34 protein-coding genes and 1 pseudogene are annotated in these 23,757 nt (G+C 60.7%); 29 read left to right on the forward strand and 6 right to left on the reverse strand.

The genetic code is table 11. The annotated features are described in order from the left end of the window. Positions 1-67 precede the first annotated feature (67 nt). Positions 68-226, reverse strand: coding sequence for a hypothetical protein (locus tag JG746_RS15195; RefSeq protein WP_202358862.1), 159 nt, complete (start codon positions 224-226; stop codon positions 68-70). 114 nt (positions 227-340) lie between these two features. After that, entirely contained in the window at positions 341-1,108 is a 768-nt protein-coding gene (locus tag JG746_RS15200; RefSeq protein ID WP_202358863.1) for a lipase family protein, read from the reverse strand. 172 nt (positions 1,109-1,280) lie between these two features. Here JG746_RS15200 and JG746_RS15205 point away from each other — a divergent pair, with 172 nt between their 5' ends. From JG746_RS15205 to JG746_RS15220, 4 genes and pseudogenes are all read left to right on the forward strand, one after another. Further along, positions 1,281-1,673, forward strand: a complete 393-nt coding sequence (locus JG746_RS15205) for a hypothetical protein (protein ID WP_202358864.1) — start codon at positions 1,281-1,283, stop codon at positions 1,671-1,673. Next, positions 1,666-2,058 carry a hypothetical protein gene (locus tag JG746_RS15210; protein WP_202358865.1) on the forward strand — a complete coding sequence of 131 codons (393 nt, stop codon included), beginning with the start codon at positions 1,666-1,668 and terminating at the stop codon, positions 2,056-2,058. Before JG746_RS15205 ends, JG746_RS15210 begins: the two co-directional genes overlap by 8 nt. Beyond that, positions 2,015-2,674: pseudogene (locus JG746_RS15215) on the forward strand (terminase large subunit domain-containing protein); the annotation flags it as partial. The gene JG746_RS15210 and the pseudogene JG746_RS15215, both read left to right, overlap by 44 nt. Positions 2,675-2,974: 300 nt before the next feature. Further along, positions 2,975-3,118 (forward strand): hypothetical protein, encoded by a 144-nt coding sequence (locus tag JG746_RS15220; RefSeq protein ID WP_244730823.1) that lies wholly within the window; start codon positions 2,975-2,977, stop codon positions 3,116-3,118. Between the two features lie 6 nt (positions 3,119-3,124). Here the strand turns inward: JG746_RS15220 and JG746_RS15225 are convergent, their stop codons facing one another. After that, on the reverse strand, positions 3,125-3,400 hold the full coding sequence (locus tag JG746_RS15225) for a hypothetical protein (RefSeq protein WP_202358867.1): 276 nt from the start codon (positions 3,398-3,400) through the stop codon (positions 3,125-3,127). 92 nt (positions 3,401-3,492) lie between these two features. Here JG746_RS15225 and JG746_RS15230 point away from each other — a divergent pair, with 92 nt between their 5' ends. From JG746_RS15230 to JG746_RS15240, 3 genes are all read left to right on the forward strand, one after another. Then, entirely contained in the window at positions 3,493-4,248 is a 756-nt protein-coding gene (locus JG746_RS15230; protein ID WP_202358868.1) for a phage terminase large subunit family protein, read from the forward strand. Positions 4,249-4,348: 100 nt separating this feature from the next. Continuing rightward, complete coding sequence (locus JG746_RS15235) at positions 4,349-4,552, forward strand: hypothetical protein (RefSeq protein ID WP_202358869.1); 204 nt, start codon at positions 4,349-4,351, stop codon at positions 4,550-4,552. A 26-nt stretch (positions 4,553-4,578) separates the two neighbouring features. After that, positions 4,579-4,842: a hypothetical protein gene (locus JG746_RS15240; RefSeq protein ID WP_202358870.1), complete on the forward strand. Its 264-nt coding sequence runs from the start codon at positions 4,579-4,581 to the stop codon at positions 4,840-4,842. Positions 4,843-4,879: 37 nt separating this feature from the next. Here the strand turns inward: JG746_RS15240 and JG746_RS15245 are convergent, their stop codons facing one another. Beyond that, positions 4,880-5,167 (reverse strand): hypothetical protein, encoded by a 288-nt coding sequence (locus JG746_RS15245; protein WP_202358871.1) that lies wholly within the window; start codon positions 5,165-5,167, stop codon positions 4,880-4,882. Between the two features lie 184 nt (positions 5,168-5,351). Between JG746_RS15245 and JG746_RS15250 the strand changes: the two genes are divergently transcribed. From JG746_RS15250 to JG746_RS15345, 20 genes are all read left to right on the forward strand, one after another. Continuing rightward, complete coding sequence (locus JG746_RS15250) at positions 5,352-7,865, forward strand: HNH endonuclease (protein ID WP_202358872.1); 2,514 nt, start codon at positions 5,352-5,354, stop codon at positions 7,863-7,865. After that, positions 7,853-8,146 carry a hypothetical protein gene (locus tag JG746_RS15255; protein WP_202358873.1) on the forward strand — a complete coding sequence of 98 codons (294 nt, stop codon included), beginning with the start codon at positions 7,853-7,855 and terminating at the stop codon, positions 8,144-8,146. The genes JG746_RS15250 and JG746_RS15255 overlap by 13 nt, the downstream gene beginning before the upstream one ends. Positions 8,147-8,154: 8 nt before the next feature. Then, on the forward strand, positions 8,155-8,469 hold the full coding sequence (locus JG746_RS15260) for a hypothetical protein (RefSeq protein WP_202358874.1): 315 nt from the start codon (positions 8,155-8,157) through the stop codon (positions 8,467-8,469). Positions 8,470-8,694: 225 nt separating this feature from the next. Further along, entirely contained in the window at positions 8,695-9,081 is a 387-nt protein-coding gene (locus JG746_RS15265; RefSeq protein ID WP_244730825.1) for an SMI1/KNR4 family protein, read from the forward strand. Further along, entirely contained in the window at positions 9,078-9,323 is a 246-nt protein-coding gene (locus tag JG746_RS15270) for a hypothetical protein (RefSeq protein WP_202358876.1), read from the forward strand. Before JG746_RS15265 ends, JG746_RS15270 begins: the two co-directional genes overlap by 4 nt. 247 nt (positions 9,324-9,570) lie before the next feature. After that, a complete protein-coding gene (locus JG746_RS15275) occupies positions 9,571-9,822 on the forward strand; it encodes a hypothetical protein (protein WP_202358877.1) in 252 nt (83 codons plus the stop codon). Positions 9,823-10,000: 178 nt separating this feature from the next. Then, positions 10,001-10,273, forward strand: a complete 273-nt coding sequence (locus tag JG746_RS15280) for a hypothetical protein (RefSeq protein ID WP_202358878.1) — start codon at positions 10,001-10,003, stop codon at positions 10,271-10,273. 180 nt (positions 10,274-10,453) lie between these two features. Next, complete coding sequence (locus JG746_RS15285) at positions 10,454-10,837, forward strand: SMI1/KNR4 family protein (RefSeq protein WP_244730827.1); 384 nt, start codon at positions 10,454-10,456, stop codon at positions 10,835-10,837. Continuing rightward, positions 10,834-11,040: a hypothetical protein gene (locus JG746_RS15290; protein ID WP_202358880.1), complete on the forward strand. Its 207-nt coding sequence runs from the start codon at positions 10,834-10,836 to the stop codon at positions 11,038-11,040. Before JG746_RS15285 ends, JG746_RS15290 begins: the two co-directional genes overlap by 4 nt. A 163-nt stretch (positions 11,041-11,203) precedes the next feature. Then, positions 11,204-11,500, forward strand: a complete 297-nt coding sequence (locus JG746_RS15295; RefSeq protein WP_202358881.1) for a hypothetical protein — start codon at positions 11,204-11,206, stop codon at positions 11,498-11,500. A 274-nt stretch (positions 11,501-11,774) separates the two neighbouring features. After that, a complete protein-coding gene (locus tag JG746_RS15300) occupies positions 11,775-11,984 on the forward strand; it encodes a hypothetical protein (protein ID WP_202358882.1) in 210 nt (69 codons plus the stop codon). 99 nt (positions 11,985-12,083) lie between these two features. Then, complete coding sequence (locus JG746_RS37160) at positions 12,084-12,230, forward strand: hypothetical protein (RefSeq protein WP_244730829.1); 147 nt, start codon at positions 12,084-12,086, stop codon at positions 12,228-12,230. Positions 12,231-12,986: 756 nt separating this feature from the next. Beyond that, a complete protein-coding gene (locus tag JG746_RS15310) occupies positions 12,987-13,310 on the forward strand; it encodes a hypothetical protein (RefSeq protein ID WP_202358883.1) in 324 nt (107 codons plus the stop codon). A 189-nt stretch (positions 13,311-13,499) separates the two neighbouring features. Next, positions 13,500-13,751 carry a hypothetical protein gene (locus JG746_RS15315; protein ID WP_202358884.1) on the forward strand — a complete coding sequence of 84 codons (252 nt, stop codon included), beginning with the start codon at positions 13,500-13,502 and terminating at the stop codon, positions 13,749-13,751. A 300-nt stretch (positions 13,752-14,051) separates the two neighbouring features. Beyond that, positions 14,052-14,621, forward strand: coding sequence for a hypothetical protein (locus tag JG746_RS15320; protein ID WP_202358885.1), 570 nt, complete (start codon positions 14,052-14,054; stop codon positions 14,619-14,621). After that, positions 14,575-14,715: a hypothetical protein gene (locus tag JG746_RS15325; protein ID WP_202358886.1), complete on the forward strand. Its 141-nt coding sequence runs from the start codon at positions 14,575-14,577 to the stop codon at positions 14,713-14,715. The genes JG746_RS15320 and JG746_RS15325 overlap by 47 nt, the downstream gene beginning before the upstream one ends. Before the next feature lie 296 nt (positions 14,716-15,011). Further along, positions 15,012-16,787: a portal protein gene (locus JG746_RS15330; protein WP_202358887.1), complete on the forward strand. Its 1,776-nt coding sequence runs from the start codon at positions 15,012-15,014 to the stop codon at positions 16,785-16,787. Then, a complete protein-coding gene (locus JG746_RS15335; protein WP_065005325.1) occupies positions 16,784-17,104 on the forward strand; it encodes a Bbp19 family protein in 321 nt (106 codons plus the stop codon). Before JG746_RS15330 ends, JG746_RS15335 begins: the two co-directional genes overlap by 4 nt. A gap of 330 nt (positions 17,105-17,434) precedes the next feature. Beyond that, positions 17,435-19,768: a TNT domain-containing protein gene (locus JG746_RS15340; RefSeq protein ID WP_202358888.1), complete on the forward strand. Its 2,334-nt coding sequence runs from the start codon at positions 17,435-17,437 to the stop codon at positions 19,766-19,768. Between the two features lie 246 nt (positions 19,769-20,014). Beyond that, positions 20,015-20,320 carry an SseB family protein gene (locus JG746_RS15345; RefSeq protein WP_202358889.1) on the forward strand — a complete coding sequence of 102 codons (306 nt, stop codon included), beginning with the start codon at positions 20,015-20,017 and terminating at the stop codon, positions 20,318-20,320. Positions 20,321-20,823: 503 nt separating this feature from the next. Here JG746_RS15345 and JG746_RS15350 read toward each other — a convergent pair. Together JG746_RS15350 and JG746_RS15355 are read right to left on the reverse strand one after the other, a co-directional pair. After that, positions 20,824-21,138, reverse strand: a complete 315-nt coding sequence (locus JG746_RS15350) for a hypothetical protein (RefSeq protein WP_202358890.1) — start codon at positions 21,136-21,138, stop codon at positions 20,824-20,826. A gap of 140 nt (positions 21,139-21,278) precedes the next feature. Further along, complete coding sequence (locus tag JG746_RS15355) at positions 21,279-21,596, reverse strand: YMGG-like glycine zipper-containing protein (protein WP_056570230.1); 318 nt, start codon at positions 21,594-21,596, stop codon at positions 21,279-21,281. 269 nt (positions 21,597-21,865) lie between these two features. Between JG746_RS15355 and JG746_RS15360 the strand changes: the two genes are divergently transcribed. Both JG746_RS15360 and JG746_RS15365 read left to right on the forward strand, forming a co-directional pair. Further along, complete coding sequence (locus JG746_RS15360) at positions 21,866-22,438, forward strand: hypothetical protein (protein WP_202358891.1); 573 nt, start codon at positions 21,866-21,868, stop codon at positions 22,436-22,438. 261 nt (positions 22,439-22,699) lie between these two features. Next, a complete protein-coding gene (locus JG746_RS15365) occupies positions 22,700-23,611 on the forward strand; it encodes a hypothetical protein (protein ID WP_202358892.1) in 912 nt (303 codons plus the stop codon). Positions 23,612-23,757 lie beyond the last annotated feature (146 nt).

Genomic DNA, 23,757 nt, shown 5'->3' on the forward strand with positions numbered 1-23,757 from the left:
GGATGCAAGTTGGCGGCGGCCGGTTGCTGCCGCCGCGATTGTCGCGTGGGGGCAGTTGTGCCATGATTCATCCATGGTGCTGATTTGCGCCGATGACCCGCCGCGAGGCGGGTTTCTGTTTTTTCAGCTTGCCGCTTGAGCGATGCCGATTGCGTTTTTGCAGCGGCGCCGAGAAAACAAGTAGGAATTTTTTCCTTGAAAGCATTGACCGGGTGAGGGCAGCCATGCTACATATTTGTCCATGGGCTGATTTGCGCCAACGACCCGCCGCGGAGGCGGGTTTTGTGTTTTGGGCGCCGCCCGATAGCCACGCAGTTCCGCGGCGCCGGTCAGCCGGCTTTCACCGGCTTAGCGCTTCCACATAGGCGTTCATCGAGTGATCGCCAATCATGGCCGAAGGCCGGTGGCGGATGGCCATGGACAATCGGGTCGGCCAACCTGGGTCGGGAATCCATTGACGGTCTCTGTACCAGGAGCCGCGGCCGATATGGCAGAAGCCGATCGGGGGCGTGAACGGGACAGGATCGAGATTGTTTATATAACGTTCGGTGAGGTCGTTTAGCGCTCCATAGTGCCGCTTGAAGCTGACACCGCCAACCGCAGGGGCGCCGAATAGAACGATACCTCGCAAGTTGCCGGCAATGAGGTCCGGACGACTATGCCGCAACTTGGCGGCAAAGATGGTTGCGAGTGCGCCGCCCAGAGAATGTCCGGTGATCCATAGGTTTCGGCTGTTAACGTCTATTTCCTGAAGTATGCGCAAAATCGCTTCCAGGCTCCTTAAGCCTGTGGTCTTGTCGGTATAGTCAAGTGTCCGCTGAAATCCTCTGTGAACGCCGATGTGGTCGCCTGCAGGGCCGCAGTCACGCAAAGGCTCCCGCAAAAATCGAAAATTTGAGATCTGCCAGTCGATGATCTCGCGCGTCCCACGAAATGCCACAACTACGGAAGCTTCATTAAAAAACACGCGGCAATAACCTCGGCCAAATGAGCCGTGGATGTATCGCTGACTTTGGATCGGCTCGCCGGCGATGGTCAATTGCCGTTGATTGAGCGGTCCTGGATAGACGCGCCGACATATCTTGGCCAGTTCGACTTGTATTCCCATCCCGGTCCCCCCGAACCCTGACAGTGCCAATTGTGACTTTGTCTTTCACCGGCGGACTATTCGTCAATAATTATCTGCAGTGATGGGCGCAATGCTTGCCCCTCGCGCGGTGGCGGCGAGACGGCGCAACGTCTTCACGTGCCAGCCGCAGGCTTTCGACTTGGAGACCACCATGCCACGCTACGCCACGATCATCACCGACGATGACGGCCGCGAAATCGTCAGCGCCATTGGCGCGTTCGAGGGTGCGGCACCCCAACCGCGCCTGGGCCGGATCGAACAAGTGGCATTAAGCGTGCTGATCGGCATGGTGCGGGACGCGGCCGGCGGCTTTGGCTTTCCGCAAGCCGGCATCGGCGGGCAGGCCATCGGTCTCGTATTGGCGCGGCTGAAGGCGCAGGCGGCAAAACGCATTGGCGCCGCAAAACCTGCCGCGGCAAAGCCCAAGCGCGCCAAGCGGGCGAAGAAGAGAACCCGCTCGAAGAAACCGGCCGGATTGATGCCGAAGGCAGGCAGGGCGGCCAGCGAAGCCGCTGCACAGACGATGGGCCAGATCGATGGCTGACGGCACTTCTGACCAGCCGGCGCGCCGCAAGGCAGGGCCGGCAAGGCGTAAGCCTGCCCGCGAGGCGGTTGCGCGAAAACCCCGTCCGAAGCGGACGAAGAAGACGCTGGGCGATGAGTTCCTGGCCGCCGTGCGTGCGGACTTCCGCGCGTATGGCGCCGGCGTCATCGCCGAGGTGCGGGCCGACAAGCCGGACCAGTATCTGAAGATCGTGCTGTCGGTTCTGCCCAAAGATTTCGATGTCGCCATCAACCATCTGGATGCCCTGAGCGATGAAGAGATCCGCAGCCGTATCCGCAGCCTCGAAGCCATCGTCAAACCGTTCCTCGAAGAGCCCGCCGATCACAGCCAGGACGGAATATCTGGCGCTGCTGGCGGAGCTTGACCGAAGGCGGCGCAGCAACCAGCTGGCGGCGTACAAGCCGTATCAGCGCCAGGCCGAATTTCACGCGGCAGGGGCGCTCAACCGCGAAAGGCTGTTCATGGCCGGCAACCAGCTCGGCAAGACAAGGGCCGGCGGCGCGGAATGGGCCATGCACCTCACCGGCCGCTATCCCCAGTGGTGGCAAGGCAAGGTTTTCGACACGCCCGTGCGGCTGTGGGCCGCCGGCGTGACCGGCGAGGGCACGCGCGACAACCCGCAGCGCGTCCTGGTCGGCCCGCCGCAGCAGCAGGCGGCCTGGGGCACCGGCATGATCCCGGCCGATGCCATTTGTCAGACCATCATGGGCCGCGGCGCGCCGGGCGCGCTCGACAGCGTCGTGGTGCGCCATGGCGGCGGCGGCGATGTGCAGGCCGGCGAGAGCGTGCTGTCGTTCAAGAGCTTCGAAAAAGGCCGCGAGAAATGGCAGGGCGAGACGCTGCACGGCGTCTGGTTCGACGAGGAACCGCCGCTCGACATCTATTCCGAAGGCCTCACCCGAACCAACGCCACCGGCGGGATTACCATCGTGACCTTTACGCCGCTGCTTGGCATGAGCGATGTGGTGCTGTTGTTTTTGTCGGCGGGCGAGGTGGAGAAGATGGCGAAGGGGTGAGTGAATTGATTTTGAAGCAAGTGACATCGACCTTTACGCTTCCTTGCATCGGCCTGCGCCGCCCCTCACCTGCCTGCCGGCATCCTCTCCCCGTATAGTGACGGGGAGAGGGGGCTGGCCGCACTTGCAGCGCCTTTGTTGCTGCGTTGGCAATTGGCGAAACCATCGGTGACAGCGTCCTTCTCCCCGTCACTATACGGGGAGAAGTGCCCGGCAGGGCGATGAGGGGCGGCGCGGCGACTGCAAGGTGATTCAGAGAACCCCATGATCCGTCACGTCACCTTCATGACCATCGACGATACCGCGCACTACTTGCCGCAGGAGCGCGCGGCGATCGTTGCCGCCTATCCCGAGCATGAGCGCGAGGCGCAGGCGAGGGGGCAAGCTGCGGTCAAAACAGGTAGCTGAGTCAGATCAAGGGTATTTGCTGCCCGCAAGTTGTCTGGCGCGGGCCTTGGGATCGGTTGCTTTCCGGGTGAGCGGTTGGCACCATATCCTTTCGTCAGTTCCTAATTGGTTGGCCCAGACATTGCATACTTTATTGGGTGTGTCCGGGATACAGACCTCGCGTTCGAACCCGTTGGAATTGCGGTACATTTTGCAGGTCTTCTTGCTGGTATCATACGGAACGTTCGATTGGCATGCGGATGCACTGGCTGCAATGGCCACGACGATTGCTATGCGGATCATGTATCTCCCCCGAGTCATCAGCAACTTCGCATCGATGAACAGTATTATCAATGGCAATAGCTCGTCACGGCGGGTAATCAGGGCAAGCCGATATGACCCGTCACGTCACCTTCATGACCATCGACGATGCCGCGCACTACTCGGCGCAGGAGCGCGCGGCGATCGTCGCCGCCTATCCCGAGCATGAGCGCGAGGCGCGGGCCCGGGGCATTCCGGTGCTGGGCTCGGGCCGCATCTTTCCGGTGGCCGAGGCGCTGATCGCCTGCGAGCCGTTCCGGCTGCCGCGCTACTGGCCGCGCATCGGCGCGCTCGATTTCGGCTGGGACCACCCTTCCGCCGCCGTCGAGCTCGCCTGGGATACGGAGGCCGATGTCGTCTATGTCACAAAAGCAGTGCGGGCCTCCCAGCAGACGCCGGCGATGCAGACGCTGACGCTCAAACCCTGGGGCGAATGGCTGCCCTTCGCCTGGCCGCGCGACGGCCGCCGCGAGACGCTGGAAGGGGCGGGCGTGGCGCTGGCCAAACAATATGCCGCGCACGGGCTGAACATGCTGTCGCGTCATGCGCAATTTCCCGACGGTTCGGTCTCGGTCGAGGCCGGGCTGATGGAGATGCTCGACCGCATGCAATCCGGCCGCTTCAAGGTGTTTTCGACGCTCACCGACTGGTTCGAGGAGTTTCGGCTTTTTCATCGCAAGGACGGCCAGGTGGTGAAGTTGCGCGACGACCTGATGGCGGCGACGCGCTATGGCGTGATGATGCTGCGCGAGGCGGTGGTCGATCCGGCGGAGTTCAAGGCGGCGCGGCGACCGGCGGGCCAGAGCGATCCGCTGGGGGCGTTTCGGTAGGAGCGCAACAAAAACGACGCATTGCAAGTGCGCGGCTTGCGTTCCTGCGTGTACGGCAGCAATAGAGGTTATCGTGGTAACACTACTATCCGGGGGTATAATGGAATCGGAGAACGCACTGCTTGGTTACTTCATTTCATGGGTGCCATTCCTGATTTATCTCATCGCCCAGCTTTGGGTTTCGATCTGGCTAACGTTCAAACTGATCCGCGTCCAGCAAGCGATGGTGAGAGCGCAAGAAGGCATCCTGGCCAAGCTCACCGACATGGACAACCGGATGTCCGGAAAACCGAGCCAGGACTGAGGTACGCGCTCGTCATGACACCAAAAATGCTCCGCCAGGTATCAATACCTGAGGACGGAGGAGCCATCGTGCTTCTCGACTGGATGGAGGTGCCGGACGGGTGCAACCTTGTGCGGATAGACGAGGTGGGCGAGATTCTCTGGAAAGCCATTCCGCCTCGCAATCCCGGAGATTGTTTCACCCAACTGAGAAGGGACGGGGACGTTCTGAAGGCCTATACGTACAGCGGTTATCTCGTGTCGATTGGTATCGACGACGGTACACTTACTGTCTTGGAGTTCACGAAATAGGTCTTGCGCACGCAGGCAAGCCGATGCCAGCGGTTACTTAGGGCAAGTCGTTGTCGAAATCGTCTCGAATGGTACCGCCAAGCTTCTGTTGAAAAGCCCGCAGAACGATTAGCACCACCTCATCCTGTTCGAAATGGCGGCCGCTGATGTCGGCCTGAATTGCCAAACCGCCGTCGTCTTTCAAAATTGTGATGTTGAAATAGGCAACAGCGCCGCCTTCGGCCGCCGTGAGCAACCAAGGCTCGGATTGTCCAGGCAGTAGCGTGCTCAACACGCGTCGCGCCTGTTGCTCATCTGCCGGCTCTTCAAGGAAATAGCTTTTCAACGCCGTTCCTTCTCGATGTGCTTCTGGTGTCGGCACTCCCTGACGCCGGCAACCCAGCCTCACCAAAATCTTCGATCCGACAAGGTCAGCGACCGCGACAACCAGCGTGCGCGCGATCCGGCCGTGCCGCGATCGCCGGCGCCACGCGCCTTTTGTTCAAAGCCATTCGAGCAGGAACCCGCCAATGGTCCACGTCATCCCGCTTTCCATCGCCAAGCGCCGGCTCGATACCGGCAACGCGCCGCAATATCCGCAGGGGTCGCCGATCGGCGGCGCCATGCAAGGGCTGGGCGATCACCTTTCCGCTGTCGCCGAGCGCTACCAGCAGATGAAAGACCAGCAGGAGGCGTTCGACGCCGAGTTGGCCCGCCGCCGGTTCAACGGCCAGATCGCGCAGGCGGAAGACGAGGTGACGGCCAACGCGCCTGCCGACGGTGCCGGTCTGCATGAGACGATGTACGGCCTGGTCGACCCGCGCGACGGGCGGGTGGTGAAGACCGGGCTGTTCGACAAGCTGTTTGCCGCAGCCTTGCCCGGCATGCCCGAGAGCCAGCGCGCCGCTTTCGCCGGACAGAAGGAGGCGATGCGTCGAACCGGCGCGCTGCGCATGGCGGCACGGCAGCTTCAGCGGCGCAAGGATTACGAGCAGGCCGAGGTCGACACGGCGCTGAAGACCAGCGCCATCGCCATCGGCAACGCCAACCCCGACGATCACCTCACCTTCGAAGCGGCCCGTCAGCAAGGGCTCGACTTGATCAACAAGATGGGGCTCGACCCGGGGATCAGGCAGCAGAAGGCGAAGGACTGGTTCGGCACCGCGGCGAAGATGCGGTTCGAGGCGCTGATCGCCAAGGACCCGCAGCGTGCGCTGGAGGTGTTTGGGGTGGGGGCGCCGGGAGAGCCCTTGGGGGGTGATGCCTCCGGCGTTTCTCCGATCACCTGGGTTCTTGCCTCGGGCAACTCGGAGCCCGCTGCCGCGACCGGCGATCGCGTTGGCAAGCTGACGCCAGACCAGCGAGTGGCTCAGGCTTTCCGGGACGACATTCCGCCTGAAGACCGGCCGGGCCTAGCCCAGCAAGCCCAGGCCGCCGACGCTGCCCGGCAAGTCGAAATGCGCGCCAGCATTAGCCTGGCCGAACAGAACGCGCCGGCCGCCATCAGGGAGACAGGGAGCTATTCGGGACCGATTTTCACACCCGAGCAGTTCGTGGCGCTCTACGGCTCGACGGAAGGGATCAGGCGTTCTCAGGCCTTCAATCAAGCGATCGATGTCAGTCGCCAATTCTACGGCATGCGCGGTATGTCGAACGAGGCCGTGCGGGCCATGGTCAAAGAGTCCTCACCCAAGGCCGATAGTGGGACGCCGGAAGAGGACAGCGCGCGTCATGACGCCATAGCCACAGCCGCCGACCTCACACTCAAAGAGAGGCAGGGCGATCCGGGCGGTTATGTCCGCAAGACGTTCGCGAATCTCGATGCGGCTTGGAACAATCTTTCGACGCCGGAGGACTATCAGGCCGCCATCATCGGCTCGATCGCCGCTCAGCAGCAACTGGGCTTCGAGAAGATTCAACCGCTGCCCAATTCCGTGGCAGGAGGCGTTGTCGACGGACTCAAAAACGGAACCAACCCGCAAGATCACACCCTAAACAACATCTTTGCTGCGCTCCCTACCGAGGCTGCGCAAGAGGCAATGCTAGACCACCTAACTCGGACAAGTGCAGCTCGGACGGAGAGAAGCCTAGCTGATCGAACACGTCGCGATTGGATAGTCGATCCCAAGATGCTGCTCGATTTGCGCAAAGCGGCCGAGTTGGGTCTGCGGTATTCGAATGTAGAAGCAACGAACTACATTCCCACGCTTCAAGATAGGATCGGCAGATTTGTCGCCGGCGACAGTAAGCCAGGCAGCGCGCGTCAGAATTTGACGGTGAAGATGCTTGGCTCTGTGGGAGGTGGTGAGGAAGGCTTTTCGCTATCCGACCTCACGCCCTTGGGTGCTGTATTCGCGGCCGATAAGGCTGGTACCTCCGCCAGGTATGGCAACTACGGCGACATGTTTCTCAATGCCGCAGGAGCATTGCCCGCTGATCGACTGGCGTCTGTCGGCCTAAGCCAAGCTGGCAAGATTGTCGGACCCTTGGCTAAGGAACTCGGGCAGGTCTTGAGGCGGCCCGACGAGCTAGCTGAAGGAGCCGAGGCACTTGTTCGCGGCGGCAATGGCAAGCTCGCCAACTCGGCAGAGGAAGTTCTTTCTGAAGGAGTGGACCTTTACAAGGGCGCAGACGATTTACCCAACCCTGGACCCGAACTTGTCGCAGAAGGTGCAGGTGGTGCTGGCGCAAGTCCGGCACCCACCGGCCAGTTCTATAGTGTGGTGTTTGAAACAAAGCTCGATTCGGCATTGTACCCGAATGTTTCGCGCCCGCGCCATTTCCAGGCAGCCAACGTAGCCCTGTTGGTTCTAATGGAAAGAGAGCCGGATTTCGCAAAAATTCTGCAGGAAGCGGGAATTAACCTTCAGCGGACAAAGAGGGGGCTCGTTCCCCGCAGAGCGCCCCCCGGCTACACTTGGCATCACGATATGAAGGCCGGTGTCATGCAACTCGTCCCTAGATCACAGCACGATCCTGGGACTATCTTCCAGAAAGCATTGCACCCGAATCGTGGAGGAGGATTTTCTTTGTGGGGAAAATAATCAAGTTATTGGACGTCGTCGGACGGTTGTCAGACTTTGACGAGGATGACACGATTTATGTGGCCGAGCCTTGGACAGAGGATTCCAATGCAATGGTTGCTACCGCACCCGACGATAGCACCGTGCCTCCGAAGGCGGCCGCCAAAGCGGGGCTTACATATTTCATCGAAATATTCATCGCGATCGAGTTCACCGAGGCTTGGGTTGCGTCGCTGGAAGAAAAGCCCAGCCTGTCGGCCATCTGCCAGCGGCTCATCGAATACGCGACCTATGATGCGTGAGGCGAAAAATGGCGACTAACCCACGCTATGATGGACAGCCGCTGCTTAGGCTGCTGGAGCTTTATGTGCTCCGGGCCGTCGGAGAACTTTCTCAAGAGTCGGAGGATGGCTTGAAAAAGATGGCCCCCAAACTGCAATCTCTCTATGGCGGCGATGGGCAATGGCATGACGCAATAGCCCAGTCTATGCACATGCCCGAGGGAATGCCTGCGGCAATCCGGGATATGTGGGCAAGGAACCTCAAAATCGCCCGCGACAACAATGTGACGCTCACGCCCCAGCAATTTGCCGAGATGTTCGTGGACAACAATTTCGCGGCTTGAGCGTTCGGCAGAATTAAGGTGGCGGTATACTAATTCCCTTGTGGTAGTCGGCCTTGTCTCCGAGGTTTCGCGAGCAAAACGCGGCCATGCGGTCAATTCATACAGACTACCTGCCGGGTATGCCAAAGGGTGCACTGTCGCCGTAATTCGAAGTTCGTCGACAACAAGCTACGCCGCGGTGGAATCAGTTGCTCGAGGCCTGGGAGGACAGCGGTGGGATATAGTTTGACAGAGGGCCAGTTCGACGCGCCGGCTGATTCCACAGTCGTGGACGGCCTGTCCGCACGCCTGGGAGTCGCGCTGCCCAAGGATTACACCGACTTCCTCAAGGAGCATAATGGAGGCGAAGGTTTCATCGGCGATAGCTATATTGTTTTCTTTAAAGCCGAAGAATTGGTGCAATTCAACATAGAGTATGGGGTTGAAAAGTATGCGCCGGGCATCCTCCTATTCGGATCGAACGGAGCAGGTGAAGGCTATGGCTTTGACACTGACGATGCGGCCATGTCAATCGTGCAAATCCCATTCATTGGTATGGATCGGCGATACGCTGACATCGTTGCGCGTGACCTCGCCGATCTATTTGCTCGGTTGGAAGAGGACCGAGAATGAGCAACCAAAATGAATATTCGCGCCCCAAGGGCATGGAGCTGTTTGAGATCACACCGATTATTTTTGGGGGCGATCCTGTCAGTTTGGAGAACAAGACCTGGTTGACCAGACAAGAGCATTTTGAAGCCGTGCGCTTCTGGAATCGAACTATCGAAATTCAGCGTAAGGCGGCGCTGGAGAAAGCGGCGCGGGCGGACGAGTACGATGCGTCTGCGAGGTTCGGGACTGAGTTTGGAAAATAGTGCACTGTCACCGTAATTCCGATCAGGTCGGCGCGAAGTTCGTGACCAACGGCATGAAGACAAGGGCGAGGGCGGGTGAGAAGATTGAGGTTGGAGGTCGAGGCTGATTGACATTGTTAGGGCTGGATTTGTTGTCAAGACACCGGCCCAGGCCGATGAGATCGTAGCCAAGCTCGCACAGCACTACAGAATTAAGGACGGAAAGTGGTATGGAAAAGACAACGATTACTTCGACCGAAAGGTAACGGTGCGCTTCGATGACGGCACCTTGGGCGAAGTCCAGCTGTGGGAGCCGAATATTTATAAGGCGAAGATCGAACTAGGAGGTCAGGATCTCTATACGCGCAGCAGAGTTTTGAAAGAAGCAGATCCAGAACTCGCCCACCTTCGGGCGCAGGAAGCAGCTCTCTACGCTACTGCCCGTCGCGATGCCGATCCAATCTGGAGTGAGGTGCTTGCCAAGTTGAAGGGCAGGTCAAGGTCGCAGAATTCGAAATAATCGTTCCATCTCCATCATTGGCAACTCCGACGACCTCGGAGACCAGACGCAACCGCCTCTGCTGCGCAGTTTGACTGGCACACACACGTACATAGGGCAGAGGCTGGATACCCCCTTCGAGTTCTCGTGAAATGTGCGGCAATCCGCGTTATGCTCTAAAAAATCAAAGGATTCAGATATGAGACCAGTGTCGGACAATCGCCCACCAAACTTCGTCGATTGGGACAATCGCCCCGCCATTATTGGCGCGGGAGGCGCCTATGCCATGCTCGAGCCGAACTCGCCCTGGGTTAGGGTCAGTGCCGTAGATGTCGGGAACAACGCCAACGTGCTCGATGAACACGAATGGCGGGACCAGTTCAAGGAGGAGTACGGCGAACTCGACCCGCCATTGGAACTCGCGAACACGCGGTCAAATGTTCAATGGCACTGGCGAGACGGTAAGAAATGAGATCGTTAGGAGACAATCGCCCACGAAATTTCGTCGATTGGGACAATTGCCCCGCCATCATTGGTGCGGGAGGTGCGTACGCCATGGCATTACGGTGACAGTGCACTGAATCGGGTTTCCAGTAAATCACTGGGGCAATCATCCGCCTCGAGGCCTGGGAGGACAGCGGTGGGATATAGTTTGACAGAGGGCCAGTTCGACGCGCCGGCTGATTCCACAGTCGTGGATGGCCTGTCGGCACGCCTGGGAGTCGCGCTGCCCAAGGATTACACCGACTTCCTCAAGGAGCATAATGGCGGCGAGGGTTTCATCGGCGACAACTATATTATCTTTTTCAAAGCCGAAGAGTTGGCAGACTTCAATCGAGAATATGAGGTTGAAAAATATGCGCCAGGCATCCTGTTGTTCGCGTCGAACGGAGGAGGGGAAGCCTATGGCTTCGACACCCACGACGTAGAAATGCCAATCGTGCGCATCCCTTTCATATTTATGGAACGGCAATCCGCCGAGACGATAGCGCGAGACCTCGCCGGTCTATTTGCTACGCTGGAGGACTTGAAATGAGCGTACAAGATACAGCGCCCCGCTCCAAGGGCATGGAACTGTTCGAGATCAAACCGATTGCGGTTGGTGGCGATCCGGTCAGTTTGGAGAACAAGATCTGGTTGACCAGACAAGAGCATTTTGAAGTGGTGCGCTTCTGGAATCGAACCATCGAAATTCAGCGTAAGGCGGCGCTGGAGAAGGCGGGACGGGCGGAGGAATAGGGCACTGCAATTCGGTGATGTGCATTTTATCAACCGTGTCTATGTCGAGAAATAGTGCACTGTCACCGTAATTCTTGCCGAGAAATAGTGCACTGTCACCGTAATTCTTGCGACATTCGCCCGTTTCCTCGTCACCCAGGAAACCCAGCGCGCACTGCAGAAGATGGGCTTTTCCGGTGCAACGTTCGCCGAGGCCGAGGTGACTACCTCGGAAGAGTGTCAAGAGGATCAACCCGGGCTGCAGCTTCGACCTTTCGTCTGGCTGAAAGCAAATGGGAAGGCCGGCCGCGACGATTTCGGAATCGCAACACCCTTCCGCCTCGTCATCTCGAAACGCATTCTCGATTTGTTGGAATCGTTAGGCATTCCGTTTGCTGTGGTCGAGCCTTACGACGGGCAACAGGAATGGGATTGCGGTGACGGGGGCAGAGTGATCCGCTGGGGGCGTTTCGGTAGCTGACGCTAGACGATCGCTGCTTCGTCATCCCAGTGCGAAGCAGCCGCGTAGCGGCGTCGCGGAGACCCTGGGATCCATTCCGTGACCTCTACCGAAGGGTGCAGCGGAGCGAGATTCTGCACCGTTGCGGCGCTCGAGAGTCGCGACATGGATCCCTTAGGCTGCGGAGCAGCTCTAGCGTAGAAAATGGTGCACTGTCACCGTAGTTCCGTGAAGCACTTGCGCGGTGAGGAAGATTTGCGGCACGCTTCGCTGCACGATTTCCGGGAGGAGAACCATGCCAATACGGACAAGGGCGAATGAGGCCGGCATTTTCGATCCAACAGAGTTGGCTTTACTCGGCAGGGTCTTTGAGCATTTGAAGCTTCAAGACCAGTCGCCGGAGGCGCGAGACGCCATCGCCTCCCGCATCATCGCCAACTACATGGCCGGCATCAAAGATGAGGCTGAACTCGTCTCGCTTTCAAAACAGCCCTTGGGGCGCTAGCGGGAGGAAGACTGTGGCAGTTGCTAAGAAAGACCAGGAGCGCGTCACTTATGCCTGGATGTACGGCCAGCAGGCGCGAAAGGATGGCAAGAGCGCATCGTGCCGGACTATTGGACAGAATATGCCGACGCCTGGCTGCAGGGCGTTGACGGCGCGCCAATCGGGAGCGAGCCGAACTCGGTGAGCGAGGAACTGGAAGCGGAACTGGGCGAGAGTGCGGTGGCGCACAGCCCTATCAATTATTGATTCTGATGTAGACCACACCCACCGGATCGCTTTTTGGCCTAGTCCGGCAAACTTGCAACGCTACCCTACCTTGGTCGCCAGGCGCCTCTTGGAATAGGCCGCCCGTACATAATCCGTAGTCATCTGCGTCCGCCGAGATTGCGGAGCGTATATAGAACGAGTTCCGAGGCGGATACGCGTAGATAGTGACAACGACGCGCCCAGGGACAACAACCCAACATGGAGCAAACGTCGCACACCGCGCTGTCGCACGTTCGAGTTGTCCTGCCATCGACAGGACAACGTCCGCCGAATACGCCTCTCGACGAAGTGCGAGGCTCGGACCAGCCGCTGCAAAGGTGAGCAAGCATGCCAGCAGCGTGATGCGCCATGGTACGAACTTAGTCGCCTTGTCCATGATCACTGCCGCCCACCATACCGCCCCGATCAGGATATTGGCTTACACGGGCGGCATAAAGAAGGCGGTCGGCGCGGCGCGCGAGGCGCCAGCAATGTGGTTGGCGGTGTTTTCCAGTTCATGCGCGAACTGATGACGGGACATCGGAATTACGGTGACAGTCCATTCATTCCCTGACGCAACTCCGCTTCTTGAAGTCCGGCATTTTTTTGCTCGACCGAAGCGGAAATAGTGCACTGTCACCGTAATTCCGTAATTCGCACCCATGAGACTGCTCTGGGCTGAGATGCGGAAAATGGCGCACTGTCACCGTAATTCGTATGGTGATCCGTTAGGTTTCGACAGCAAGGGAGGAACAAATGCCAATCGGAGCAGCGGTAGAGTACCTGCATAAGTTGCGCAGAGAGGCGATCCATGCGGAAGCGGGCAACGTGAAAGGGATCAAGCGTCATCTGCAGCTGAACATTGAGAAGTCCCGCGACCTTTTGGAAACGAGCCAGGCAACGGATGCAGCTCTGGCTCACCTGCTGGAGACAGGTAACGCGCTCGTTTGGGAACTCGCGCCTATTTCAAAACAAACTGCCGCGCTGAGGAAGGACAAGATTTCTGGCTTAAGGCACGCCTTTGAAACGGCGTTAAACATGGCCATAGAAGAAGTCAGGAAGGCGAAGCCAAAAGCCTAGACTGGAATTACGGTGACAGTGCACTTTTATCGACCGTATCTATGTGACGGATGTGGACCTCCAGACTGAGCATGGAAAATGGTGCATTGTCACCGTAATTCTCGACTGATGTGAACCTCTGATTGAGACTGGAGAAATAGTTCAGTGTCACCGTAATCCCGGTCTATTTGCTACGCTGGAGGATTTGAAATGAGCGTACAAGATACAGCTTCTCGCTCCAAGGGCATGGAACTGTTCGAGATCAAGCCGATTGCGGTTGGTGGCGATCCAGTCAGTTTGGAGAACAAGATCTGGTTGACCAGACAAGAGCATTTTGAAGTGGTGCGCTTCTGGAATCGAACTATCGAAATTCAGCGTAAGGCGGCGCTGGAGAAGGCGGCGCGCTCGGACGAGTGGGACGCGGCAAATTATGAAATAGGAATTTTTTCTCACGCCAATTGACGGCGTGAGGGCAGCAATGGTACATTTTACCTATGGTGCTGATTTGCGCCAGCGACCCGCCCTCGAGGCGGGTTTTGTTTTGCACGATGGTTGGTGCGGCCGCGACGATTGCGAAGCAACGCGGGCGCCTGCGCATCGTCGCAATGCCTTGATGTCACGCAATGGATTGCTTGGCTGCGGAGCAGTTCCAGGGGGCCGCGTCGCTGCGCTCCTTGCTTCGCCCTGAAATGACGAGGCTGGGATCGCCGGCGCTTTTCTCGCCTGACGATGACTTCGCTTCCCGCGGAGGAAAATCCATCCATGACCGTCCGTATCGTCCCCGCCACGCTGCGCGATCTCTCCTACATCGCCGCGAACCTGCGCCCGCAAGACCGTGCCGAGATCGACTGCCAGCTTGACCATTGGTCGCCGGCGCTCTTGGCGCTCACCGCGCTGCAGGGGTTTGCCTATGTCGCCGAGCTGGACGGCAATCCGGAGGCGGGGTTCGGCGCAGCCGAGCAGCGCGGCGGGTTGTGGATCGCCTGGAGCTGGGGCACGCGCCGCATGAAGCGCTGCGTGCCCGGGATCACCGAATTCTTTCATGCCGTGCTTGGACCTCAGGTCGCGGCGCGGGGCGCATGGCGGGTCGAGGCCCGCGCGCTCGCCGCCAACGGTCTGGCGATGCGCTGGCTTGGCCGGCTCGGCGCCACGCAACGATGCCTGCTGCTGGGCTACGGCAAGAACGGCGAAGATTTCTTCCTCTACGACTGGACAAGAGAAGGCTGGAACCATGTGTCTGTTTCAAAAACCACCGGAACTGAAGCCGCTGCCGCCGGCGCCGACCGTGCAGGACAAGGATGTGCAGGCGCGCGAGGACGCCTTGCGGGCTGAGCTCGAACAGCGCCAGGGCACGCAGAGCACCATCAAGACCGACCTCGCGCCGTCGAGCCTCACCGGCCAGCGCCGCGTGCTGCTGGGGCTTTGACCATGACCGCGATGAAACGCAGCTTTCGCCGGCGCGTGCTGGACTGGTGGTACTGGCGCCGGCACGCACGGCTGGTGAAGAAGCGGGGGTAATCTCCCCCCTCGAGGGGGAGATGTCGCCGAAGGCGACAGAGGGGGTCGTCTCGCGTAGAGCGCCAACCTTCATCTGTCGCAAGAGGCCGCGCCCAGTCGAACCGACCCCCTCTGGCCTGCCGGCCATCTCCCCCTCGAGGGGGGAGATCAGCGGCATCACCCGCCGCCCCATCACTTCTTCCCCACATCCCCAGCGAGGCACCCATGACCGATTCCCGCGCCCGCGATATCCTGTCGCGCCAGTCCGAGCTCGAGACCGAGCGCGGCCAGTATGAGGCCGTGTGGGAGCAGGTGGCGGAGTTCTGCGACCCCGACGCGCCCGATGTCTGGAACGGGCGCCGGAGCGGTGGGCCGGACTCACAGGCCGAACGGCAGGAGCGGCGCGGCAGCCGCGTCTACGCCAACACCATCAACTCGGCCGCCAATCGCCTGGCCGCAGGCCTGGAAAGCCTGATCATCCCGCAGTCGGAAAAATGGCATGGCCTGTCGACGGCGGCGATGAACGATGAAGAGACCGACGAGGAGAAGGAATGGGCGGAAGCCTTGCGCGATTTCCTGTTCTCGCTGCGCTACTCCGCCAATTCGAACTTTGTGCCGGCCACGCAAGCCTGCCTGCGCAATGTCGTGCGCTACGGCCCGGCCTATCTCTATGCCGAGGAAGGGTTCGGCAACACGCTGATCCACTATGCCTCGATCCCCGTGGTCGAGGGCTACCTCAGCCGCAACCGCTGGGGCCAGGTCGACATCTTCCATCGCCGCTACGAGCGCACGGCGCGGCAGGCGGCGCAGTTGCTCGGCTATGACAAACTGCCGGCGCGCATCAAGGTGCTGGTCGACGACCCGGTCAAATGCGAGGAAAAGATCTCGCTGGTCCAATGCATCCAGCCGCGCGACGAGCGCAAGATGTATCGGCTGGGCGATCAGTACCAGTATCTCGACACGGCGTTCGCCTCCTACCACGTCATCGAGGACGAGGAGGAGATTGTCAGGGAAAGCGGGTTCCGCACCTTTCCGGTGTCGACTTTCAACTGGCGCCGCTATGAGGGCGACCCCTATGGCATCTCGCCGGCCATCGAGGCGCTGACCACGGTGCGCGAGGAAAACGCGGTGCGCCGCTCCGGCTTGCGCGCGCTGCAGCAGATCACCGATCCGGCGACCGCCTCGAAGGCCAGGCTCGACTATGTGCCGGTGCTCAATCCCGGCGAGAATTATCCCGGCCTGATCGACGACAATGGCCGGCCGCTGATTGCGCCCATCACCACCGGGCAGAACCCGACCTATGCTTTCAACTATGCGCAAAGCCGCGCCGACGAGATCCGCGACATGATGTTCGTCAATCTGTTCCAGACGCTGGTGCAGAACCCGCAGATGACGGCGACCGAAGCGCTGATCCGGCAGGAAGAGAAGGGCGCGTTGCTCGGGCCCTCCGGCTCGATCATCCAGGCGGGCTTCGCCACCAATCTCGACCGCGAGCTCGGCATTCTCGTGGACAAGGGGCTTTACGACGAGGACAGCCGCTTCGCGCCGCCGGAGAGCCTGGCCGGCAAGACGGTGCGGCCGACCTTCACCGGCCCGCTCGACGTGCTCAGGCGCTCGGCCGAGGCGCGCGACACCATCCAGGTGGTGACGACGGCCATGCAGATGGCGCAGTTCGATCCCGGCGTGATGGACAATATCGACAGCGACGAGGCGATCAAGATCGTGCAGAGCGCCGGCCGCAGCCCGCAGCGCATTTTTCGGCGCAAGGAAGAGGTCGACGGTCTGCGTGACGCGAGAGCCAAGGCCCAGCAGGCGCAGGCCGGCATGGCGGCGATCGCCAGTGCGGGCAAGGTGGCCAAGGATGCGGTGCCGGCGGCGGTGCAGGCGCGCGACAGCGGCCTGCTCGACGGCCTGCAAGACATGCTGCAGGGCGCCGGTGGCGGGCAGGGCGCCGGCCAAGGCACACCGGGCGGCCAGGCGCCGGTGGGGGGCGGCGCATGAGCGGCAAACGCTTCGCCCGCGCCGGTCAGGCCGGCGGGCCGGCCAAAGCGCGAGACGCGCTGACCAAGGCGTATCTGCGCGTGTTCTCCGGCGAGGATGGCGAGATGGTGCTGGCCGACCTCGCGGCGACCGTCGGCTACTACAGGCGGCCGTCCTATGGCGAGTGGATGGCGCGGACCCGCACGCCCGAAGGCTTCGAGCTGCACAGCGCGCTCAGCAATGCGCGCGCCGAAGTGGTGCAGCACATTATGGGGTTTTTGACCCTGGACGAGACGCAACTGGCGGCGCTGGAGAAGGCGGCGCGGGCGGAAGGGTAGGCGAAGCCGGTGAAGCTGCGCCCCTCTCCCCGTCACTATACGGGGAGATGCCGGCAGGCAGGTGAGGGGCAGCGCCGGCGTGTCGGAACTTAGCGCCGCCCCTCATCCCCCTTCCGGAACCTTCTCCCCGTTGAACGGGGAGAAGGGGCTAATTGCGGTCGCCGCGGTTCTGCGGCTTGGTCACACAGGCAGCCCCGCTGCTCCTGCAGTTCCAAAAAAATCGATCCGACAAAACCCGCGAACGCGACAACCCAGCGTGCGCGCGATCCGGCCGTGCCGCGATCGCCGGCGCCGCGCTTTGTTCAAAGCCAGCCAGGCAGGAAGCCGCCAATGGTCCACGTCATCCCGCTTTCCATCGCCAAGCGCCGGCTCGATACCGGCAACGCGCCGCAATACCCGCAGGGATCGCCAGTCGGCGGCGCCGTGCAAGGGCTGGGCGATCACCTTTCCGCTGTCGCCGAGCGCTGTCAGCAGATGAAGGAACAGCAGGAAGCGTTCGACGCCGAGTTGGCGCGCCGCCGGTTCAACGGCCAGATCGCGCAGGCGGAAGACGAGGTGAGGGCCAACGCGCCGGCCGACGGTGCCGGCTTGCATGACGCCATGTACGGCCAGGTCGATCCGTACAACGGCCGGGTCGTCAAGACCGGCCTGTTCGACAAGCTGTTTGCCGCCGCCTTGCCCGGTATGCCCGAAAGCCAGCGCGCCGCTTTCGCCGGGCAGAAGGAGGCGATGCGTCTAACCGGCGCGCTGCGCATGGCGGCCCGGCAGCTTCAGCGACGCAGGGATTATGAGCAGGCCGAGGTCGACACGGCGCTGAAGACCAGCGCCATCGCCATCGGCAACGCCAACCCCGACGACCACGTCACCTTCGAAGCGGCCCGCCAGCAGGGTCTCGACCTGATCGACAAGATGGGGGTCGATCCCGGCACCCGGCAGCAAATGGTCAAGGACTGGTTCGGCACCGCGGCGAAGATGCGGTTCGAAGCGCTGATCGCCAAGGACCCGCAGCGCGCGCTGGAGGTGTTTGGTGTCGGGACGCCGGCTGCCGGCGGCGATGCTACGGGCGATGGCGCGCAAGCCGCAGGCAGTTCCTTGTCGGGCAGCTCAAACGTGGCTGTGGGGAAAGGTGACCGTGTCGGCACGCCGACACCGGATGAGCGCATAGCGCAGGCGTTCAGGGACGACCTTCCACAGCAGGAACGGGACGCGCTGGCCTTAAAGGCAAAGGTAGCCAAGCTCGCTCAAGAGGTTGATATCCGCGCCGCCATCGGTCGCGCCGAGGCGGAGGCGCCGGACGAGATCGCACGCACCGGCGCCTATTCCGGCGCAATGCCGGGCAAGGACGCCTACAGGATCATCTACGGCCTCGATGAGGGCGACAGGCGCCGGCAGGGTCTCGAGTGGCAGGTCGGCGTCAACAAGCAAGTCTTCGACATGCGGACCATGACGAACAAGGAGGTCGATGCCGCCTTTCTCAACGCAACTTCGGAGTCCGGCGGATCTCGGGATGACAATCTGCATCGCCTGGCGACCAGCGTCGCGGCTATGCGAGTTCTCACCGGAAGACGAACCGATGCCTGGGGCTCCGTAGCGAAATCGGTGCCGGCAATCGCCACAGCCTGGAAAGCCGTGATCGGCGGCGGGCTCGAAGACCCCGACGGGTATAACAAGGAAGCTTACGACAAGGCGATAGCCATAACACTTGCCGCGCAAGAAAGACTAGGCATCGAGAATCCCCAGCTCGTGCCGCCGCACATCATTCAAGAGCTTTCGGACAATCGTAATAGTCGCAGTATGTACCAGCAGGAAGAGAACGCGAAAATAGGCGCGCTGCTTGCGAAAACGTCCGGCCCTGTTGCCCGGGCAGCCGTGGCTAAGCAACTGGCTGCCGCTGGTCTGGGTTGGATCATGCCGGTCGAGGCTGGCTATCAACCGCCATCCACGAGTTCAATATTTGCATCGGAGGCCAAAGCACTTGGCAAACTCGCTGCCAATGCCGGGATATCTCTAGGCAAGGTCAGTAACCAGATAGGCCACAACCTTGCTTCACTGGGCGGAGCCAGCATCGAATTTCCGAAAAGGGAAGACGATTACTACGAGCCGGCGAACGACGTTGAAGATCTGATGATGCGTCAGGGATCTGATGCGGCGACCTGGGGCTTGGGCGAAGGTGCTGGCAAAGGAATAGCGCGAGCGATTGAATGGTTCGGCTCCAGAGCGGTAGGGCAAGCAGAACGATCCATCGGTGGTCTGGAGGCCGCAAATACGCCAACCTCCAAGGTTGCTCCCGCTCAGGCTGCTGACGCAGGAGTGAAATCGGAGACCGGCACCAGTCTATACTCCTACTACCCGCCCAATGACGGTTTCCTAGGACCTGTTGTGGAAGAGACGTTACCTGTGGGAACCCGTATTGATCGCTATGGGACCGAAACGGGCGCCTTCGCGGCTCCTGAAGGTACCCCTGTTTGGATGCGAAGCCTCGTTCCTGGTACAGTAGAGTCCAAGCCATACAACGTGTACGAGGTTGCAAGGCCTGTTAAGGTTCTGTCAGGAAAGAGCACGCCCTGGTTTGGTCAAGGCGGTGGCGGTAAGCAGTATAAATTCCAGACATCGATTGGGGATGCGATCGATGTATGGAAAAACCTAAGGAGGTTGACGGAATGACCAGAGATGAGTTTTATTCCGCCACCGATCGCGAGAATATTATGCCTCATTCTTATAGCTTGTATGATACCAAAGATGATTCATTTGTTTTGGATAAGATCGGTGACGCGTGGTGTGTATATTACACGGAGCGCGGCTCGCAGTCGAAATATGAGAATTTTCAAACGGAATCCGATGCTCTAGAATATCTTTTAAAAACACTGATGAAAAGTCATACATCGCGACAGAGGCCGAGAGGATTGTAAGATGAGCGACCATGTCATTGTTATTGGTGGCTGGGAAGACGAGAAAGGTCACGACATTCAGCTCCAAGATTTCATCATAAACGGAGAGTCGTTCATTCCGATATTTTCCGACGAGGCTACCTTCGACAGAGAAGCGGCCGGCAGTGGTTTTGAGAAGAAGGGGATTTCGATCGACCGCAATCTTCTCATCTCGATCCTCGGCGATGACCAGATGCTGCTCTTGAATCCTGGCAGCGACAGTTTGCGCATGAGAAGGGCGGATCTTGCGAGAGGATTGCAGAGCGTTTTGGCGGCCCCGAGGAAATGAGCGGCCGGTACGTTCGAGATCTCGAATACCGAATTATTCGTCGTCGATGACAATCCGCAGTTTCGGCCGCACCAATGAGGCTAGAGTGAAAACAATCGCACTGGATACACGTTTTGGTTGTATCCTGTGTGCTTCTGCGCCAGATTGGTTGTGGCGAGTGCCATCGCAGATGGGAAGGGCGGCGCGTGCTGGAAGGGTTGATCCTGGGATCAGATATGGGCGCCTAGCCGGACACGGCTAGTTTCGTTGATTGGGACCATCGTCCTGCGATTATTGGCGTGGGAGGCGCTTATGCCAAGCTGAAGCCCAACTCTCCCTGGATAGGGGTTAGTATTGCGGATGTCCGAAATTCAGCCGGTTTGCTGGACGAACAGGAATGGCGTGAGCGCTTCGAAGACAAGTATGGCGAACTCGACCCGCCCTTGGAGCTCGCCAACACACGATCCAACGTTCCATGGCATCGGCGAGACGGCCAGACATGAGAGGACGGCATTTCTGGAGGCCTAGACTTTGCTCAGATCCACCGTGATGCGCATCGGGCTGGTTTCGACGCCCGGCGGCCAACATCGCTGGACCGATCTCGAAAGTTGCCGGGCTGCTTCTGCCGCCGCTTCGGAACTTGGCTCATAGGACACGACGGTGACCGACTTGACCTTGCCGGCCTTGTCCAGGTTCACTTCGAAAATGGCTTTGATGTGATTGTCGACGGCGGCAACCGGCAAGACCAGGCAACCGCCGATCTGGTCGAGGTCGATGGCTTCCTTGGCCTGTGCGCAGACCGAACAGACAACCAGCAGTGAGGCTATCAGAAGTCGCATCGTCACCCCCCTTGTAGAAGAGACGATAGCGTCGAAAGGCTTTGGGGGTAAGGGCAGTGCCGGTTTTTCAAGCCTCGGCGCTGCCCCTCATCCCCCTGCCGGGACCTTCTCCCCGTGAACGGGGCGAAGGCGGCTCGCGGTCAATAATTGCCGTTGTAGTAGCGGTCGTCGCAGGGCGCGGTGTAGATGCGGCCGTAGCGGTCCTGGTAGCGGCACATCTCCTCGCCGCGGCGCTGCGGCGTGGTGGCCGAGCCGACGACGGCGCCGAGCAGGGCGCCGCTGGCCGCGCCGATGACCGTGCTCTTGGTGTTGCCGCCGATCGCCTGGCCGACGAGCGCGCCGCCGGCGCCGCCGATGAGCGCGCCGGTGGTGGCCCGCTGTTGGCCTTCGGTCTGCGACTGGCAGCCGGCAAGGGCGGCGGTCATCAGCACGGCGGCTATGGCTTTGTGAAAGGTCATGGAGGTCTCCCTTAAAAGTCTGAAATCCCTATCGATCGTCCCGTGCGGTCGCATTGCGGCGGAACGGGGGCACGGACGCTCACGATATAAGACATGGTTTCTCGGGCCTTGATGGACCGGAGTGGCCAAAACATCTCTTGCGAACAATGCGCTAGCTCTCGTCCTTGTCAAAATGATTCAGCCTGCGACGGCTCGGCCGAAGCCGAGCCCGATCCTTCCAGCGCTGGGCGCACCTCTGCTTGCCTCATCGAAAACAATGGAGAAATGCCATGACCCGAGGTCTTCCTCGCACCCTTGCCCGTGCCGTCGCCCGCGAGGCCGGTCTTGCCCCGCCAAAGCTCGGCCTGAAGGCCGTGACATCAGGGCAGGGCGGTGCTTTCCGTACCGTCTTCACCTTCGCCGGCATGCAGGTGCCGATGACCGATGCGCTCGCCTATGCCGCCCAAAAGCTCTTCGATTTCGCCGACGGCAAGGTGCGCATCAAGGGCGGCACGGCGCGGCTGCAGTTCGCCGTGCCGACCACACGCGCCTCGACCATCAACGACAATGCGGCACTGACCTGGTCGCTCGGCTCGGCCGCGGCGTCGAGCGCGACGCTGGCCGGCACCATGGTCAATGTGCTGGCCTCGACCGCGCGCACGCTGGACGGCGCCGGCGCCGCGCTCTCCACCGCCTCGACCGCCGACATCGCCGCCGCCGCGACGCTGGATGGCACGGTGACGCCGGTCGATCTCTATCTCAACCTGGCCTTCGCCACCGGCACGGATATTGACGCCGACGGGACGATCGCCGTGACCGGCACGATCACGCTGCTCTGGGAGAACTGGGGCGATAATGCCTAGGCGCTGATCTCCCCCCTCGAGGGGGAGATGTCGCCGAAGGCGACAGAGGGGGTCGGTTCGACCGGACGCCAACCTTCATCTGCCCCAAGAGGTCGCGCCCAGTCGAACTGACCCCCTCTGGCCTGCCGGCCGTTCGTCGTTCGGAAAGCCAAGCAGTTGGCTTTCCGTCCGCTATGCGGACCACTCCTCAACCCCCACGAGGGGGGGATAACAAGCCTTACGCCGGCTCTTATTCCTGACACCTCAACAAAGGAACATCACATGACAGATCTGGCAGACGCCGGGTCCGTGGCGGCGCGTGCGCAGCCGGCGGGCAACCCAGTACGGCCACCGGCCAACGGGGACAACGGGTCCGCCCCGGCGGTCGGCAAGAGTTGGTTTGACGGTCTTTCCGAAGGCAACCGCAAGCTCGCTGAAACCAAGGGCTGGACCAAGCCTGAAAGCCTCGACAGGGTTTTCACATCCTATGCGGAGCTGGAGCGTCAGCAGGGTGAGAGCCTGCGCGTTCCCGGCCCGGACGCGTCACGGGAGGACTGGGAACGCTTTCATGCCCGGCTGCCCGAGACCATGCGTCCGGTCACCTCGTCCGAGAAGGTCGAATACCTCAGGCCGGAAGGCCTGCCGGAAAACTTCGCCTATTCGGACGAACTCGCCCAGGCGTCCAAGGCCTGGGCGGTCGAAGCGGGTGCTTCGCCAAGAACCGCGCAGGCCTATCATGACAAGTTCGTCGGCTACATGGCCGAGCAGGCGAAAGCCCAGGAGATCGCGCTCGCCCGCTCGGTGGAGGCCACTCATGACGATCTTGTACGGGACTGGGGGCCGACCGACAGCGACGGCTTTCGCCAGAAGCTCGAGGTCGCCAACCGGGCGATGAAGAAGCTCGGCCTGGTCGACGCCTATAAGGCGAAGGGCATCCTTCTGCCCGACGGGGCGTTGACCGATCCGCAGATCGCCAAGGCATTCCACGCCATTGGCGAGGCGATGTTCAGGGAAGACACGATCGACGCAGGCGCACGTTCGAGCGGAGGCAATCCGTTCAAGCGCAACGCCGGCGGCGAACGCAACCTGACGGCCATTTCAGCCCTCGTCAAAAGCGACCCCGCCCGCGCAAGGCGGCTGGCTCGCGAGGCCGGGGAGAACCCCGACCTCTGGATGCCAAATAATCCTCTCTGAGAGGTCAGCCGTATCCGAAACCCCCTCATCCGGCCGCTTCGCGGCCACCTTCTCCCCGGTGGGGAGAAGAGGCTGGCACCGCCGTCTCAGGTCTCCTCTCCCCGCCGGGGAGAGGTCAGCCGAGCGAAGCGGAGGCTGGGTGAGGG

Origin of the sequence: Mesorhizobium sp. 113-3-3 (genome assembly GCF_016756495.1) — a bacterium.
Lineage (GTDB): Bacteria > Pseudomonadota > Alphaproteobacteria > Rhizobiales > Rhizobiaceae > Mesorhizobium.

Bases quoted from the DNA above. Each gene is read 5' to 3' on its own strand.
- JG746_RS15340 (WP_202358888.1), top strand. From the start codon at position 17,435: ATGGTCCACGTCATCCCGCTTTCCATCGCCAAGCGCCGGCTCGATACC.
- JG746_RS15365 (WP_202358892.1), top strand. From the start codon at position 22,700: ATGACAGATCTGGCAGACGCCGGGTCCGTGGCGGCGCGTGCGCAGCCG.
- JG746_RS15200 (WP_202358863.1), bottom strand. From the start codon at position 1,108: ATGGGAATACAAGTCGAACTGGCCAAGATATGTCGGCGCGTCTATCCA.
- JG746_RS15260 (WP_202358874.1), top strand. From the start codon at position 8,155: ATGGCGACTAACCCACGCTATGATGGACAGCCGCTGCTTAGGCTGCTG.
- JG746_RS15295 (WP_202358881.1), top strand. From the start codon at position 11,204: ATGGGCTTTTCCGGTGCAACGTTCGCCGAGGCCGAGGTGACTACCTCG.
- JG746_RS15355 (WP_056570230.1), bottom strand. From the start codon at position 21,596: ATGACCTTTCACAAAGCCATAGCCGCCGTGCTGATGACCGCCGCCCTT.
- JG746_RS15240 (WP_202358870.1), top strand. From the start codon at position 4,579: ATGCTCCGCCAGGTATCAATACCTGAGGACGGAGGAGCCATCGTGCTT.
- JG746_RS15350 (WP_202358890.1), bottom strand. From the start codon at position 21,138: ATGCGACTTCTGATAGCCTCACTGCTGGTTGTCTGTTCGGTCTGCGCA.
- JG746_RS15195 (WP_202358862.1), bottom strand. From the start codon at position 226: ATGGCTGCCCTCACCCGGTCAATGCTTTCAAGGAAAAAATTCCTACTT.
- JG746_RS15310 (WP_202358883.1), top strand. From the start codon at position 12,987: ATGCCAATCGGAGCAGCGGTAGAGTACCTGCATAAGTTGCGCAGAGAG.
- JG746_RS15235 (WP_202358869.1), top strand. From the start codon at position 4,349: ATGGAATCGGAGAACGCACTGCTTGGTTACTTCATTTCATGGGTGCCA.
- JG746_RS15360 (WP_202358891.1), top strand. From the start codon at position 21,866: ATGACCCGAGGTCTTCCTCGCACCCTTGCCCGTGCCGTCGCCCGCGAG.
- JG746_RS15210 (WP_202358865.1), top strand. From the start codon at position 1,666: ATGGCTGACGGCACTTCTGACCAGCCGGCGCGCCGCAAGGCAGGGCCG.
- JG746_RS15290 (WP_202358880.1), top strand. From the start codon at position 10,834: ATGAGCGTACAAGATACAGCGCCCCGCTCCAAGGGCATGGAACTGTTC.
- JG746_RS15225 (WP_202358867.1), bottom strand. From the start codon at position 3,400: ATGATCCGCATAGCAATCGTCGTGGCCATTGCAGCCAGTGCATCCGCA.
- JG746_RS15330 (WP_202358887.1), top strand. From the start codon at position 15,012: ATGACCGATTCCCGCGCCCGCGATATCCTGTCGCGCCAGTCCGAGCTC.
- JG746_RS15270 (WP_202358876.1), top strand. From the start codon at position 9,078: ATGAGCAACCAAAATGAATATTCGCGCCCCAAGGGCATGGAGCTGTTT.
- JG746_RS15230 (WP_202358868.1), top strand. From the start codon at position 3,493: ATGACCCGTCACGTCACCTTCATGACCATCGACGATGCCGCGCACTAC.
- JG746_RS15250 (WP_202358872.1), top strand. From the start codon at position 5,352: ATGGTCCACGTCATCCCGCTTTCCATCGCCAAGCGCCGGCTCGATACC.
- JG746_RS15320 (WP_202358885.1), top strand. From the start codon at position 14,052: ATGACCGTCCGTATCGTCCCCGCCACGCTGCGCGATCTCTCCTACATC.
- JG746_RS15280 (WP_202358878.1), top strand. From the start codon at position 10,001: ATGAGACCAGTGTCGGACAATCGCCCACCAAACTTCGTCGATTGGGAC.
- JG746_RS15220 (WP_244730823.1), top strand. From the start codon at position 2,975: ATGATCCGTCACGTCACCTTCATGACCATCGACGATACCGCGCACTAC.
- JG746_RS15205 (WP_202358864.1), top strand. From the start codon at position 1,281: ATGCCACGCTACGCCACGATCATCACCGACGATGACGGCCGCGAAATC.
- JG746_RS15300 (WP_202358882.1), top strand. From the start codon at position 11,775: ATGCCAATACGGACAAGGGCGAATGAGGCCGGCATTTTCGATCCAACA.
- JG746_RS15335 (WP_065005325.1), top strand. From the start codon at position 16,784: ATGAGCGGCAAACGCTTCGCCCGCGCCGGTCAGGCCGGCGGGCCGGCC.
- JG746_RS15315 (WP_202358884.1), top strand. From the start codon at position 13,500: ATGAGCGTACAAGATACAGCTTCTCGCTCCAAGGGCATGGAACTGTTC.
- JG746_RS15345 (WP_202358889.1), top strand. From the start codon at position 20,015: ATGAGCGACCATGTCATTGTTATTGGTGGCTGGGAAGACGAGAAAGGT.